At 72.5% G+C, this 17,130-nt stretch carries 1 protein-coding gene (only partly in view); it reads left to right on the top strand.

Going from position 1 to position 17,130, the window contains the following annotated elements:
* Positions 1–17,130: part of a non-ribosomal peptide synthetase coding region (locus A5659_RS25305; RefSeq protein ID WP_067185088.1), annotated on the top strand (this coding region is incomplete at its 3' end). The annotated region extends 12,874 nt beyond the left edge of the window; the window shows 17,130 of its 30,004 annotated nt.

Here is a 17,130-nt window from a genome sequence, read left to right as displayed (position 1 = left end):
TGCTCCGCGTCGACCTGGCCGGTGACCCCACCTTCACGGAACTGCTGGAGCGCGTCCAGGCGCGCAGCCTGGCGGCGTTCGAGCATCAGGACGTGCCGTTCGAGGTGCTGGTGGAACGGGTCAATCCGACCCGCAGCCTGACGCACCACCCGCTGGTACAGGTGATGCTGGCCTGGCAGAACTTCGCCGGGCACGACGACCCCGCCGCCGGCCTGGCGCTGGGCGACCTCGAGGTCACGTCCGTACCGGTGGCCGACCAGTCGGCCCGCATGGACCTGGTGTTCTCCCTGGCCGAGCGCTGGACCGCGGCCGGCGAGGCCACCGGGATCGGCGGACGGGTGGAATTCCGCACCGACGTGTTCGACGCGGCCACCGTCGAGACTTTGATCGCGCGGCTGCAGCGGGTGCTGACCGCGATGACCGCCGATCCCACCCACCCGGTGTCGTCGGTGGATTTGCTCGACGATGCCGAGCGCGACCGCCTCGAAAAGCTGGGAAACAACGCCGTTTTGACCGGGCCGGCCGGCCCGCCGGTGTCGGTGCCCGAACTGTTCGCCGCGCACGTCGCCGCCGCACCCGAGGCCGTGGCGCTAGTGTGCGAGGGCCTGTCGGTGACGTACCGCGAGCTGGACGAGGCGTCCAACCGGTTGGCGCACCGCCTGGCGGCGCAGGGCGCCGGTCCGGGACAGACTGTGGCACTGCTGTTTTCGCGGTCGGCCGAGGCGATCGCCGCCATCCTCGCGGTGCTCAAGACGGGGGCCGCGTACCTGCCGATCGATCCCTCGTCGCCCGACGCCCGGATCGAGTTCATGCTCGGCGACGCCAAGCCCGTCGTCGCGATCACCACCGCCGACCTGGCCGCGCGGTTCGACGGACGCGGCGTGACCGTCATCGACGTCAACGATCGCCGCATCGACACCCTGCCCGAAACGAGCCTGCCGCTGCCCGGGCCCGACGGCGTCGCCTACCTGATCTACACCTCGGGCACCACCGGCGTCCCCAAAGGCGTTGCCATCACCCACCGCAACGTGACCCAGCTGCTGGGCTCGCTGGACGCCGGGCTGCCGGCCGCGGGGGTGTGGTCGCACTGCCACTCGCTGGCGTTCGACGTCTCGGTCTGGGAGATCTTCGGCGCGCTGCTGCGCGGCGGCCGGCTGGTCGTGGTGCCCGAATCGGTGGCGCGTTCCCCGCAAGACCTGCACGACGTCCTGGTCGCCCAGCAGGTCAGCGTGTTGACCCAGACGCCGTCGGCGGTGGCGATGCTCTCGCCCGAGGGCCTGGAATCGGTGTCGCTGGTGATGGCCGGTGAGGCCTGCCCGGCCGAGGTGGTGGACCAATGGGCGCCCGGCCGGGTGATGGTCAACGCCTATGGCCCGACCGAGACCACCATGTGTGTGACCATCAGCGCGCCCCTGGCGCCCGGGTCGGCGGCCCACGGGCCGGTGCCGATCGGGTCCCCGGTGCCGGGGGCGGCGCTGTTCGTGCTCGACGGGTCGTTGCGGCCGGTGCCGCCCGGCGTCGTCGGGGAGCTCTACGTCGCCGGATCCGGTGTGGCCGCGGGATATGTCGGCCGGCCCGGGCTGACTTCGTCGCGGTTCGTCGCCTGCCCCTTCGGCGGAGCCGGCACGCGCATGTATCGCACGGGCGACCTGGCGCGCTGGAACGCCGACGGGCAACTGCAGTACTTCGGCCGTGCCGACGAGCAGGTCAAGGTCCGCGGCTACCGCATCGAGCTCGGCGAAATCCAGTCCGCGCTGGCCGGATTCGACGGGGTCGAGCAGGCCGTGGTCATCGCCCGCGAGGACCACCCGGGCGCCTTGCGGCTGGTCGGTTACATCACCGGCAGCGCCGACGCCGCCGCCGTCCGAACCGCACTGGCCGAACGGCTGCCCGCGTACATGGTCCCCGCCGCGGTGATGGCGCTCGAGGCCTTTCCGTTGACCGCCAACGGCAAACTGGACACCCGCGCCCTGCCGGCGCCCGAATACACCGCGGGTGAATACCGCGCACCGCAAACCCCCACCGAAGAGATCCTGGCCGGCATCTACGCCGACATCCTGAACGCCGAACGCGTCGGCGTCGACGACTCCTTCTTCGACCTCGGCGGCGACAGCATCTCCGCCATGCGCCTGATCGCCGCGATCAACGCGAGCCTGGACGCCGACCTCGCCGTGCGGGTCGTGTTCGAGGCGCCCACGATCGCCCAGCTGGCACCCCGGCTCGGGGAGGGCGGCAACGGGCTGCAGCCCTTGACCGCCGGCGCGCGGCCGGCCATCGTCCCGTTGTCGTTCGCGCAGAACCGGCTGTGGTTCCTCGACCAATTGCAAGGGCCCTCACCGGTGTACAACATGGCGGCCGCGCTGCGCCTGGACGGTGCGCTCGACGCCGATGCGCTCGGCGCGGCGCTGGCCGACGTGGTGGCCCGCCACGAGAGCCTGCGCACCCTGTTCGCCGCCCCCGAGGGGACGCCGCAGCAGGTGGTCATCCCCGCCGACCAGGCCGACTTCGGCTGGGAGGTCGTCGACGCCAGCGCCTGGTCGGCAAGCCAGCTGGAGGAGGCGATCGGCGCCACCGCGCGCTACACCTTCGACCTGTCCTCCCAAATCCCGTTGCGCGCCGAGCTTTTCCGGCTCGGCGAGGACCGGCATGTGCTGGTCGCCGTGGTGCACCACATCGCCGCCGACGGCATGTCCATCACCCCGCTGGTGCGCGACCTCGGGGTCGCGTACGCCGGCCGGGCCGCCGGCCGCGGCCCCGACTGGGCGCCGCTGCCGGTGCAGTACGTCGACTACACGCTGTGGCAGCGCGCCCAATTCGGCGATCTCGACGACGGCAACAGCCGCATCGCCGCCCAGCTGTCCTATTGGGAAGGCGCCCTGGCCGGGATGCCGGAACGGGTGCAGCTGCCCACCGACCGGCCCTACCCGCTGGTGGCCGACCAGCGCGGCGCCACCGTCGAAATCGATTGGCCCACCGGGCTGCAGCAGCGCGTCGGGGATGTGGCTCGCCACCACAACGCCACCAGCTTCATGGTGATCCAGACCGCGTTGACCGTGCTGCTGGCCAAGATCGGCGCCAATCCCGATGTGGCGGTGGGCTTCCCGATCGCCGGGCGGCGCGATCCCGCGCTCGACGAGCTGGTGGGCTTCTTCGTCAACACCCTGGTGCTGCGCGTCGAGGTGGCCGGTGACCCCAGCTTCGCCGACGTGCTATCCCAGGTGCGCCAGCGCAGCCTGGCCGCCTACGAGCACCAGGACGTGCCGTTCGAGGTGCTGGTCGAGCGGCTGAACCCGACCCGAAGCCTGACCCATCACCCGCTCATCCAGGTGATGTTGGCCTGGCAGAACTTCGCCGGCCACGACGCCGGCCCCGCGGCCGGATTCACCCTGGGCGACGTCGATGTCACGCCGATTCCGGTGGACACCCAGACCGCCCGGATGGACCTGACCTTCTCGCTGGGCGAACGCTGGGACGAGCGCGGCGAACCCGCCGGAATCGGCGGAACCGTCGAATTCCGCACCGACGTCTTCGACGAGGACAGCATCCGGGCGCTGGTCGACCGGCTGCAGCGGGTGCTGCTCGCGATGACCGCCGATCCCGCCCAGGCGTTGTCCGCGATCGATCTGCTCGACGACACCGAACACGCCCGGCTGGACGCGTTCGGCAACCGCGCCGCGCTGAGCGCATCCGCGCCCCAAACCGATTCCCTCCCAGCTCTTTTCGCCGCGCAGGCAGCCCGCACCCCGGACGTCGTCGCGCTGGTCTGTGCCGGCCGCTCGCTGACCTACCGCGAGCTGGACGAGGCGTCGAACCGGTTGGCCCACCTGCTGACCGGCCAGGGCGCCCGCCCCGGACGTACTGTGGCGCTGCTGTTTTCGCGTTCGGCCGAGGCGATCGTGTCGATCCTGGCGGTGCTCAAGTCCGGGGCGGCCTACCTGCCGATCGACCCGGCGCTGCCCGAGGCGCGGATCGGATTCGTGCTCAACGACGCCGCGCCGATCGCCGCGATCACCACAGCCGACCTGAGCGACCGGCTCGACGGCCACGACATCCCGGTCATCGACGTCAACGATCCCGCCGTCGACACCCGGCCCGCCACCGCGTTGCCCGCGCCGGCACCCGAACACCTCGCCTACCTGATCTACACCTCGGGCACCACCGGGGTCCCCAAAGGCGTTGCCGTCACCCATCGCAACGTCACCCAGCTGCTCGCGTCCGGGGAGTCGGGACTGCCGCGTTCGGGCGTGTGGTCGCAATGGCATTCGCTCGCGTTCGACGTCTCGGTGTGGGAGATCTTCGGCGCGCTGCTGCACGGCGGCCGACTGGTCGTGGTGCCCGAATCGGTGGCGCGCTCGCCGGAAGACCTGCACGCGCTGCTGGTCGCCGAACAGGTCAGCGTGCTCAGCCAAACCCCGTCCGCGGCGGGCGCGCTCGCGCCCGAGGGACTGGAGTCGGTCACGCTGGTGGTGGCCGGCGAGGCCTGCCCGTCCGAACTGGTGGACCGCTGGGCGCCGGGACGGACCATGATCAACGCCTACGGCCCCACCGAGGCCACGGTGTACGCGGCGATCAGCGCACCGCTGGAGGCCGACGCACCGGGCGTGGTGCCGATCGGTTCCCCCGTGCCGGGGGCGGCGTCGTTCGTGCTCGACGAGTGGCTGCGGCCAGTGCCGCCGGGTGTGGTCGGCGAGCTGTACGTGGCCGGCGCCGGCGTCGCCTGCGGCTACTGGCGGCGGTCGGCATTGACCGCGTCGCGGTTCGTGGCCTGCCCGTTCGGCGGTCCGGGATCGCGCATGTACCGCACCGGTGACCTGGTGCGCTGGCGCGCGGACGGGCAGCTGGACTACCTGGGCCGCGCCGACGAGCAGGTCAAGATCCGCGGCTACCGCATCGAACTCGGCGAGGTGCGCGCGGCACTGGCCTGGGTGGACGGCGTCGAGCAGGCGGTCGTGGTGGCGCGCGAGGACCGCCCCGCGGCCTTGCGCCTGGTCGGCTATGTCACCGGCACCGCCGACCCCGCCGCGGTGCGCGCCGCGCTGGCCGAGCGGCTGCCGGGCTACATGATCCCGACCGCCGTGGTGGTGATGCAGGCCCTGCCGCTCACCCCCAACGGCAAGCTCGACACCCGCGCCCTACCGGCACCGGAATACTCCGACGCCGACCGGTATCGGGCCCCCGACAACGCCATCGAAGAAATCCTGGCCGGAATCTACGCGCAGGTGCTCGGCCTCGAGCGCGTCGGCGTCGACGACTCGTTCTTCGACCTGGGCGGCGACAGCATCTCGTCGATGCAGGTGGTGACGCGGGCGCGTGCCGCCGGCCTGGTGTGCAAGACGCGCGACATCTTCGTCGAGCAGACGGTGGCCCGGCTGGCCCGGGTGGCCGAAGTGCTCGACGCCGCCACCGCGGTGGCCGACGAGGGGCTCGGGCCGGTCGAGGCCACCCCGATCATCCGCTGGCTGCAGGACGTCCACAACGCCGGCGGTGACGTCGCCCAGTTCAACCAGGCCATGCTCGTGCAGGCCCCGGCCGCGGTCACCGAGGCCGACGTCGTCACGGTGCTGCAGGCCCTGCTGGATCGCCACGCCATGCTGCGGCTGCACGTCGACAACGACCCCGCCATGGGCTGGTCGCTGACGGTGCCCGAGCCCGGCGCGGTGGACGCCCGCGCGTGCCTGCACACGGTGGACGAACTGTCCGAGGCGGCGGTCATCGAGGCGCGCTCGCGGCTGAACCCGGCCGCCGGCGTGCTGCTGCGCGCGGTGTGGGCGAGCGCCACCCGTCAACTGGTCGTGATCGTTCATCACCTGGCCGTCGACGGCGTGTCGTGGCGAATCCTGTTGCAGGACTTGAACATCGCCTGGGCCCAGCAGCACGGCGGGCAGCCGGTGGCGCTGCCGACCGTGGGCACCTCGTTCGCCCGCTGGTCGGCACGGCTGGCCGAGCATGCGCGCCACCGCGACGTGGTCGGCCAGGCCGACACCTGGCAGCGGGTGGCGGCCGCGGCGGCCACGCCCGCTGTGCTGCCCGCGGTGCGCCCCGAGGCCGACACCTTCGCCACGGCCGGACACCTCTCGATGGAGCTGGACGCCGAGACCACCGGCATGCTGCTCGGCGCTGTGCCCGCGGCGTTCCACGCCGGCGTGCAAGACATTCTGCTGATCGCGTTCGGGCTGGCATGCGCGGAATTCTCGGGCGGCGGCGCGCCGGTCGGCATCGGGGTCGAGGGCCACGGGCGCCACGAGGAACTGGGCCGCGACGTCGACCTGTCCCACACCGTGGGCTGGTTCACCACCAAATACCCGGTATCCCTTGCGCTACAAGGTATCTCCTGGACGCAGGTCGCCGCCGGTGGCGACGCGCTGGGCGCGGTGCTCAAGGACGCCAAGGAACAGCTGCGCGCCCTGCCCGACCCGCTGAGCTACGGGCTGCTGCGCTACCTGAACCCCGACATCGACCTGGACGCGCCGGAGCCGCCGATCGGCTTCAACTATTTGGGACGCCAGGGCGGTACGGCCGAGCTCACCGACGACATGTGGCGGCCCGACCCGGATGGCTGGACGGTCACCCGCGCGGCGACCGCGATACCGATGCCGCTGATGCACACCGTCGAGCTGAACGCGGTCACCGTCGACTCCGCGGCCGGACCGCGGCTGCACGCCAACTGGACCTGGGCGCCCTCGGCATGCAGCGACGAGCAGATCACCAGGCTGGGCCGATTGTGGTTCGAGGCGCTGGCCGGCATCTGCGCGCACGTGCGCTGCGGTGGCGGCGGCCTGACCCCGTCCGACATCGCACCGGCCCGGCTCACCCAGCCGCAGCTCGATCAGCTTGCGCGCCAACACAATATCGCCGACGTGCTGGCGCTCACCCCGGTCCAGCAGGGACTGCTCTTCCACGCCAACACCGCGCAAGCGAGCGAGGATCTGTACGCCGGGCAGCTGGACATCAGCATCGCCGGCCCACTCGACCCCGACCGGTTGCGCGACGCCGTGCAGACGATGATCGACCGGCATCCCAACCTGGTGGCCCGGTTCTGCGACGACTACGACGAGCCCGTCCAGATCATCCCGGCCGACCCCGCGGCGTCCTGGCAGTACGTCGAGCTCGACGGCGACGCCGACGCCGACGCGCGGATCCGACGGCTGTGCGCGGCCGAGCGCGCCGCGGTCTGCGGCGACCTCGCCGACCACCCCGCCTTCCGGGTGGCGCTGCTGCGCACCGCCCCCCAGCGCTACCGGCTGGTGCTGACCAACCACCACATCGTGCTCGACGGCTGGTCGATGCCGATCCTGCTGGGGGAGATCTTCGCCGGCTACTACGGCCAGCGGCTGCCGGCGGCGGCGCCCTACCGCGCCTTCGTCGACTGGCTGGCCGCACGCGACGTGGACGCCGCCCGAACCGCCTGGGCCGAGGTGTTCGCCGGCTTCGACAGCCCGACCCTGGTCGGCCCGCAGGACCGCACCGAGCCCGGACGGCAAAACGTGGAATCGTTCGCGCTGCCCGCCGAGCTCAGCCAGTCCATCACCGACCTGGCCCGCTCCTGCCACACCACCGTCAACACGGTGCTGCAGGCCGCGTTCGCGCAGCTGCTGTGCGCCCTGACCGGCCAGGGCGATGTCGTGTTCGGCACCACCGTGTCGGGCCGGCCCGCCGAGGTCGCCGGCGCGGAGAACATGGTCGGCCTGCTGATCAACACGGTGCCGGTGCGGGCGAACATCACCGCCACGACCACGGCCGCCGAACTGCTCGACCAGCTGCAAGGCGCCTACAACCACACGCTGGACCACCAGCACCTGGCGCTCAACGAGATCCACCGCATCACCGGCCAGGACCAGCTGTTCGACACGCTGTTCGCCTACGAGAACTATCCGATCGACGCCAGCGCGTTGTCCGCCGACCACGAGCTGGCCGTCACCGACATCACCACCCGCGAATCCACCCACTACCCGCTGACCATGCAGGCCCAGCCCGGAAAGGAGCTGCGCCTGCAGGTCGAATACGACACCGACGTCTTCGACGCGGCACGCATCGCGACGCTGATCGAACGGCTGCAGCGGGTGCTGGTCGTGATGACCGGCGACCCGGCGCGGCGGTTGTCGTCGATCGACCTGCTCGACGCCGCCGAACACGACCGGCTGGACGGCTGGGCCGACCGGGCGGTGCTCACCCGGCCCACCACGCCGACGTCGATCCCGGCGCTGTTCGCCGCGCAGGTGGCGCGCAGCCCCCGGGCCGCGGCGGTGACCTTCGAGGGCCGGTCCATCAGCTACCGGGAACTCGACGAGAAGTCGAACCGGTTGGCGCACCTGCTGATCGGCCGCGGGGTGGGCCCGGGCGAATCCGTGGCCCTACTGTTCGGCCGGTCGGCCGACGCGATCGTGGCCATCCTGGCGGTGCTCAAGACCGGCGCGGCCTACCTGCCGATCGACCCGGCGCTGCCGGCGGCCCGCATCGATTTCATGCTCTCCGACACCGCACCGATGGCCGCGATCACCGTCGCCGCGCTGGCGGACAAGCTGCACGCGCACGACCTGATCGTCATCGACATCAACGACCGCGCCATCGCACGCCAGCCGCGCACCGCCCTGCCGGCGCCGGCACCCGAACACGTCGCCCACATCATCTACACGTCGGGCACCACCGGTCTGCCCAAGGGCGTGGCCGTCAGCCACCACAACGTGACTCGCATGTTCGACGCGCAGGCCGTCGGCGTCGAGTTGTCGGCCGGGCAGGTGTGGACCCAGTTCCACTCGTACGCCTTCGACTACTCGGTGTGGGAGATCTGGGGCGCGCTGCTGCACGGCGGGCGCCTCGTCGTGGTGCCCGATTCGGTGGCCCGCTCACCCATGGAGTTCCACGCCCTGCTGGTCGCGGAGAAGGTCACCGTGCTGAGCCAGACCCCGTCGGCCGTGCGGATGCTCTCGCCGCAGGGCCTGGAGTCCGCGGCCCTGGTGATCGGGGCCGAGCCCTGCCCGCCCGAACTGGTGGACCGCTGGGCGCCGGGCCGGACGATGGTCAACGTCTACGGCCCGACCGAGGCCACCATCTTCTCGTCGATGAGCACGCCGCTGGCGCCCGGCTCGGGGGCGCCGCCGATCGGCTCCTCGGTGCCCGGCACGGCGCTGTTCGTCCTGGACGGCTGGCTGCGCCCGGTGGCCGCCGGGGTGGTCGGCGAGCTGTACGTCGCCGGCCGCGGCGTCGCATACGGGTACGTGCGCCGGTCCGGGCTGACCGCGACCCGGTTCGTGCCCTGCCCCTTCGGCGAGCCCGGATCGCGCATGTACCGCAGCGGCGACCTGGTCTGCTGGGGCCCGGACGGCCAGCTGCAGTACTTCGGCCGCGCCGACGAGCAGGTCAAGATCCGCGGCTACCGCATCGAGGTCGGGGAGGTGCGCTCGGCGCTGGCCGCGCTGGACGGCGTCGACCAGGCGGTCGTCATCGCGCGCGAGGATCGACCGGGCGACAAGCGCCTCGTCGGCTATATCACCGGCACCGCGGATCCCGCCGAGGCCCGCACGCAGCTGGCCGAGCGGCTGCCCGCCTACATGGTCCCGGTGGCGGTGGTGGTGCTCGACGCGCTGCCGATGACCCTCAACGGCAAGCTCGACATCCGCGCCCTGCCGGCGCCCGAATACTCCGCGGCCGGTTACCGCTCGCCGACCACCCCCACCGAGGAGATCCTGGCCGGCATCTACGCCCACGTGCTGGCCGTCGAGCGGGTCGGCGTCGACGACTCCTTCTTCGACCTCGGCGGCGACAGCATCTCGGCGATGCGGGTGATCGCCGCGGTCAACAGCGCCATGGACGTCGGCGTGCCGGTGCGCGTCATCTTCGAATCGCCCACCGTCGCGCAGCTGGCGCCGCGCATCGGCGAGGACACCGGCCGGCTCGACCCGCTGGTGGCGGGGGAGCGTCCGGCGGTGGTCCCGCTGTCCTTCGCGCAGAGCCGGCTGTGGTTCCTCGACCAGCTGCAGGGACCGTCGCCGGTCTACAACATGGCGGCGGCGATGCGGATGCACGGCCGCCTCGACGTCGCGGCGCTGGAGGCGGCGCTGGCCGACGTGGTGGCCCGCCACGAGAGCCTGCGCACGGTGTTCGCCGTGACCGGGGAAACGCCCCAGCAGGTGGTGATCCCGGTCGAGCAAGCCGATCTGAGCTGGCGGAACGTGAACGCCCGCGGCTGGTCGGCGGGCCGGCTGCGCGAGGCGATCGACGCCGCGGCCCGCGAAACCTTCGACCTGGCCACCCAGATCCCGTTGCGCGCATCGCTGTTCCGCACCGCCGACGACGAACACGTGCTGGTGGCCGTCGTGCACCACATCGCCGCCGACGGCTGGTCGTTGCGGCCGCTGGTCCGCGACCTGGGGCTGGCGTACGCCAGCCGCTGCGCCGGGCGGGCCCCCGACTGGGAGCCGCTGGCCGTGCAGTACGTCGACTACACGCTGTGGCAGCGCGCGCAGTTCGGCGAACTCGCCGACAGCGGCAGCCGCATCGCCGCGCAGCTCGCCTACTGGCAGGACGCGCTGGCCGGCATGCCGGAGCGGTTGGCGCTGCCCACCGACCGGCCCTACCCGCAGATCGCCGATCAGCGCGGGGCGGCCGTCGAGGTGGACTGGCCGGCCGACCTGCAGCAGCAGGTCGCCGGGCTGGCCCGCGAGTACAACTCGACCAGCTTCATGGTGGTGCAGGCCGCGCTGGCCGTGCTGCTGTCGAAGATCAGCGCCAGCACCGACGTGGCGGTCGGCTTCCCGATCGCCGGCCGGCGCGACCCCGCGCTCGACGACCTGGTCGGGTTCTTCGTCAACACCCTGGTGCTCCGCGTCGACCTGGCCGGTGACCCGAGTTTCACCGACCTGCTGACCCGCGTCCGCACCCGCAGCCTGGAGGCCTTCGAGCACCAGGACGTGCCGTTCGAGGTGCTGGTCGAGCGCGTCAACCCGACCCGAAGCCTGACCCACCACCCGCTGGTGCAGGTGATGCTGGCCTGGCAGAACTTCGCCGGCCAGGACAGCGACCCCGGCGCCGGACTGGCCCTGGGCGACGTGCAGGTGACCTCGATACCGCTGGACACCCAGGTCGCCCGCATGGATCTGGTGTTCTCGCTGGCCGAACGCTGGGGCGAGGACAACGAGCCCGCCGGGATCGGCGGGCGGGTGGAGTTCCGCACCGACGTGTTCGACGCGGCCACCATCGAGACGCTGATCGCGCGCCTGCAGCGGGTGCTGGAGGCGATGACGGCCGATCCCGCCAGCGCCCTGTCGACGGTGGACCTGCTGGACCGGCACGAACGCGCCCGTCTGGACGCCCTGGGCAACCGCGCGGCGCTGACCGCACCCGCGACCACCGACGCCTCGATTCCCGCGCTGTTCGCCGAGCAGGTGGCGCGCACCCCGGACGCGGTGGCGCTGCGCTGCGACGACCGCTCGTGGACCTACCGCGAGCTCGACGAGGCCGCCAACCGGCTGGCCCACCGGCTGACCGGCCTCGGCGTCAGCCGCGGTGAGCGGGTGGCGCTGCTGTTCGGCCGCTCGGCCGAGGCGATCGTGGCGATCCTGGCGGTGCTCAAGACCGGCGCGGCCTATCTGCCGATCGACCCGGGGCTGCCGGCGGAGCGGATCGGCTTCATGCTCGCCGACGCCGCGCCGATGGTCGCGATCAGCACCGCTGGGCTGGCCGAGCGGCTGTACGGCCACCACGTCGCCGTCCTCGACGTGAACGATCCGGCGGTGCACAGCCAACCCTCGACCCCGTTGCCGGCGCCGAGCGCCGACGACGTCGCCTACCTGATCTACACCTCGGGCACCACCGGTGTCCCCAAAGGCGTTGCCGTCACGCACGGCAACGTCGCCCGGCTGCTGGCGTCCGGTGACTCCGGTCTGCCCCGCGAGGGCGTCTGGTCGCAATGGCACTCGCTGGCCTTCGACGTCTCGGTCTGGGAGATCTTCGGCGCGCTGCTGCAGGGCGGACGCCTGGTGGTGATCCCCGACTCCGTGGTCCGGTCGCCGGACGACTTCCACGCGCTGCTGGTTGCCGAACGGGTCACCGTGATCAGCCAGACGCCGTCCGCGGCGGACGTGCTGTCGCCCGCGGGGCTGGACTCCGCGGCGCTGGTGGTGGCCGGTGAGGCCTGCCCGGCCGAGCTGGTCGACCGGTGGGCGCCGGGACGCACGATGATCAACGCCTACGGCCCCACCGAGGCGACGGTGTACGCCGCGGTCAGCGCCCCGCTGCAGGCGGGATCGCCCACCACCGGGCCGGTGCCGATCGGTTCCCCGGTGCCGGCGGCCGCGGCGTTCGTGCTGGACGAATCCCTGCGGCCGGTGCCGCACGGCGTGGTCGGTGAGCTGTATGTCGCCGGCGGCGGCGTCGCGGTCGGCTACTGGCGCCGCGCCGAGCTGACCGCGTCGCGCTTCGTGGCCTGCCCGTTCGGGGCGCCCGGCTCGCGGATGTACCGCACCGGCGACCTGGTCCGCTGGGGGCCCGACGGCCAGTTGCAGTACCTGGGTCGGGCCGACGAGCAGGTCAAGATCCGCGGCTATCGCATCGAACTCGGCGAGGTGCGCTCGGCGCTGGCCGCGCTGGACGGCGTGGACCAGGCGGCGGTGATCGCCCGCGAGGACCGCCCAGGCGACAAGCGCCTGGTCGGCTACGTCACCGGGGGAGCAGACCCGGTGGAGGCCCGCGCCCGGCTGGCCGATCGCCTGCCGGCCTACATGGTCCCGGCCGCCGTCGTGGCGCTCGACGCGCTGCCGCTGACACCGAACGGCAAGCTCGACGTCCGGGCCCTGCCGTCACCGGAGTACCGCGACGTCGACCGCTACCGCGCCCCGGGCACCCCGGCCGAGGAGACCCTGGCCGGCATCTACGCCCAGGTTCTGGGCGTCGACCGGGTCGGCGTCGACGACTCCTTCTTCGACCTCGGCGGCGACAGCATCTCCTCGATGCAGGTGGTGACCCGCGCGCGGGCCGCAGGCCTGGCGCTGCGCACCCGCGACATCTTCACCGAGCAGACCGTGGCCCGGCTGGCCCGGGTCGCCGGCGTCACCGACGGCGAGCACGGCGTGCTCGACGAGGGCGTCGGCGAGGTCGTCGCTACGCCCATCATCCGGTGGCTGCGCAGCCTGGAAAGGGCAGACGGTCCGGTCGACCAGTTCAACCAGACGATGGTCCTGCAGGCACCCGCCGGCGTCACCGAGGCCGACGTGGTGGTGGTGTTGCAGGCCCTGCTGGACCGGCACGCCATGCTGCGGCTGCGCGTCGATCGCGCGGACGAGGGCGCGGACGAGGGTGCGGGCGAATGGTCGCTACGGGTGCCCGAGCCGGGTTCGGTCGATGCCGCCCAGCGGCTGCACGCGGTCGACGAGCTGTCGGACGCGGCGATCGTCGAGGCGCGGTCGCGGTTGAACCCGGCCGCCGGGGTGATGCTCAGCGCGCTGTGGGTTTCCGCCACGCGTCAGCTGGTGCTGATCATTCATCACCTGGCCGTCGACGGCGTCTCCTGGCGGGTGCTGCTGGAGGACCTCAACATCGCCTGGGGCCAGCATCATCACGGCCAACCCGTCGCGCTGCCCGCCGGCGGCACCTCGTTCGCCCGCTGGGCGACGCTGCTCGCCGAGCACGCGCAGTCACCGGCCGTGGCCGAGCAGGCCGAGGCCTGGCGGCGGGTCGCCGCGACCCCGTCCGCCCTGCCCGCGGTGCGGCCCGAGGTCGACACCTACGAGACCGCCGAGAACATGTCGGTGACCCTGGACGCGACGACCACCCGCACGCTGCTCGGCGAGGCGCCGGCGGCATTCCACGCCGGCGTCAACGACATCCTGCTGATCGGGTTCGCCCTGGCCTGGGCCGAGTTCCTGGGCCCCCGTCTCGCTGTCGGCACCCCCATCGGCATCGACGTCGAGGGCCACGGCCGCCACGAGGAACTGGCCCCCGGAGTCGACCTGTCGCGCACCGTCGGGTGGTTCACCTCCAAGTACCCGGTGGCTTTGAACGTCGCGGGGCACGTCGGCGGGCTGTCCTGGTCGCAGGTCACCTCCGGCGCGCCGATCCTGGGCGCGCTGATCAAGGACGCCAAGGAGCAACTGCGCGCGCTGCCGGACCCGCTCACCTACGGGTTGCTGCGCTACCTCAACGGCGACGTCGACCTGGACGGCCCCGACCCGACCATCGGGTTCAACTACTTGGGCCGGCTGGGCGGCGCGGCGGCCGAGCTCTCCGACGAGCTGTGGCGAATCAGCCCGGACGGGTCGTCGGCCACCGCGACCAGCACCGCGGTGCCGATGCCGCTGATGCACACCGTCGACCTCAACGCCGGCACCATGGAGACCGCCGACGGCCCGCAGCTGCACGCCAACTGGACGTGGGCGGCCTCGGCGCTGGACCGCGACCAGATCGCCCGCCTGAGCCGGCTGTGGTTCGAGGCCCTGGCCGGCATCTGCGCGCACGTGCGCCACGGCGGCGGCGGCCTGACCCCGTCGGACATCGCGCCCGCGCGCCTGGACCAGCAGCAGATCGAGCGGCTGGAGCGGCGCCTGCGGATCGCCGACGTGCTGCCGCTGACCCCGCTGCAGGAGGGGCTGCTCTTTCACGCCGGCTCCCGGCGGGACGGCCGGGACCGGCTGGAAGACCACCTCTATGCGGTGCAGCTCGACCTGACCCTGACCGGCCCGCTGGACGCCGACCGGCTGCGCGACGCCATGCACACCGTGGTCGGCCGGCACCCGCACCTGGTGGCCCGTTTCTGCGAGGAGTTCGACGAGCCGGTCCAGATCATCCCGGCCAACCCGGCGCTGGCCTGGCGCCACCTCGAGATCAGGCCCAACGGCAGCGCGCCCGAAGAGCGGATCCAGCGGCTGTGCGCCGCCGAACGCGCCGCGGTCTACGACCTGGCCGACCAGCCGGCCGTGCGCGCCGCGCTGATCCGCACGGGCGACGGCCGGCACCGGCTGGTGCTCACCATCCACCACATCGTGCTCGACGGCTGGTCGGTGCCGATCCTGCTGAACGAGACGTTCGCCTGCTACACCGGACAGCGGCTGCCGGCGCCCGCGCCCTACCGCCGGTTCGTCACCTGGCTGGCCGAGCGCGACCACGACGCCGCCCGCGCGGCGTGGCGCGACGTGCTGGACGGCTTCGACACCCCGACGCTGGTCGGGCCGCCGCAGCAGCGGGAACCCGGCGGCCGCGGTGTCTGGTCGTTCGCGCTGTCCGAGGAGACCACCCGCGTGGTCAGCGAACTGGCTCGCGCCGGCCACACCACCGTCAGCACCGTGCTGCAAGCCGGGTGGGCGCAGCTGCTGGCCTGGCTGACCGGCCAGCACGACGTCGCCTTCGGCACCACCGTGTCGGGCCGGCCGGCCGAGGTGCTCGGCGCCGAATCGATGGTGGGTCTGATGATCAACACCGTCCCGGTGCGCGCCAACATGACGGCGTCGACCACCACCACCGAGCTGCTCGACCAGATGCAGCGCGCCCACGCCGACACGCTGGACCACCAGCACCTGGCGTTGCACGAGATCCACCGGCTCACCGGACACGAGCAGCTCTTCGACACCCTGTTCGCCTACGAGAACTATCCGCTGGACACCTCCGCGATGGCCGTCGACCACGAACTGGCGATCGCCGACGTCAACGTGTTCGAGCGCAACCACTACCCGCTGACGATGCAGGCCGCCCTGTCCGGCCAGGAACTCGGCCTGCGGGTGGAGTACGACACCGGCATCTTCGACACCCAGACCATCGACGCGCTGCGCGACCGGCTGGAGCGGGTGCTGCTCGCGATGGCCGCCGACCCGGGCCGGCCACTGTCGTCGGTCGATCTGCTCGGCGCGCCCGAGCGCACCCGCCTGGACCAGATCGGCAACCGGGCGGTGCTGACCCGGCCGCTGCCCGCGCTGCCGTCGATTCCCGCCTTGTTCGACGCGCAGGTCGCCGACCGGCCCGACGCGGCGGCGATCAGCTGGGGCAGCACGTCGATGACCTACCGGGAACTCGACGAGGCCGCCACCAGGCTGGCGCGCCTGCTCGCCGAGCAGGACGCGGGGCCGGGAGAGTCGGTGGCGGTGCTGTTCTCGCGGTCGGCGCGGGCGATCGTGGCCATCCTGGCGGTGCTCAAGACCGGGGCGGCGTACCTGCCGATCGACCCGGCCGCGCCGGGCGCCCGGATCCGCTTCATGCTCGACGACGCCGCGCCGGTCGCCGCCGTCACCACCGAAGGCCTGCGGTCGCGACTGAACGGCTCCCAGGTGACGGTCATCGATATCGAGGACCCCCGGATCGGGGAGCGCGCGGCCACGCCGCTGCCGGCGGTCGCGGCCGACGGCATCGCCTACGTCATCTACACCTCGGGCACCACCGGTGTCCCCAAGGGCGTGGCGATCACCCACCGCAACGTGACCCAGCTGCTGGACACCCTGGACGCCGGCCTGCCGCGGGTGGGCGTGTGGACGCAGAGCCACTCGTACGCCTTCGACGTGTCGGTCTGGGAGATCTTCGGCGCGCTGCTGCGCGGCGGCCGGCTGGTGGTGGTGCCCGAGTCGGTGGCCCGCTCGCCGAAGGACTTCCACGCCCTGCTCGTCGACGCGGAGGTCACTGTGTTGACGCAGACCCCGTCGGCGGTGGCGATGCTGTCGCCGAAGGGGCTGGAGTCGGTGGCGCTGGCGGTGGTCGGCGAGGCCTGCCCGGCCGAGGTGGTGGATCGCTGGGCGCCCGGTCGGGTGATGGTGAACGCCTACGGCCCGACCGAGACCACCATGTGTGTGGCGATCAGCGCCCCGCTGACGCGGGGATCCGGGACGCCGCCGATCGGTCTGCCGGTGGACGGCGCGGCCCTGTTCGTGCTCGACCCGTGGTTGCGCCCGGTGCCCGCCGGTGTCGTCGGCGAGCTGTATGTGGCCGGCGACGGGGTGGCCACCGGGTATGTGGGCCGGGCCGGGCTGACGGCCTCGCGGTTCGTGGCGTGCCCGTTCGGGGCGCCCGGGGCGCGCATGTATCGCACCGGGGACCTGGTCTGCTGGGGGCCCGACGGACAGCTGCGCTACCTGGGTCGCGCCGACGAGCAGGTGAAGATCCGCGGTTACCGCATCGAGCTCGGCGAGGTCCAGGCCGCGCTGGCCGCGCTCGACGACG

It is taken from the genome of Mycobacterium sp. 1165196.3, from assembly GCF_001673415.1.
GTDB classification, from domain to species: domain Bacteria; phylum Actinomycetota; class Actinomycetes; order Mycobacteriales; family Mycobacteriaceae; genus Mycobacterium; species Mycobacterium europaeum_A.
This window is presented reverse-complemented; position numbering and strand designations above follow the sequence as displayed.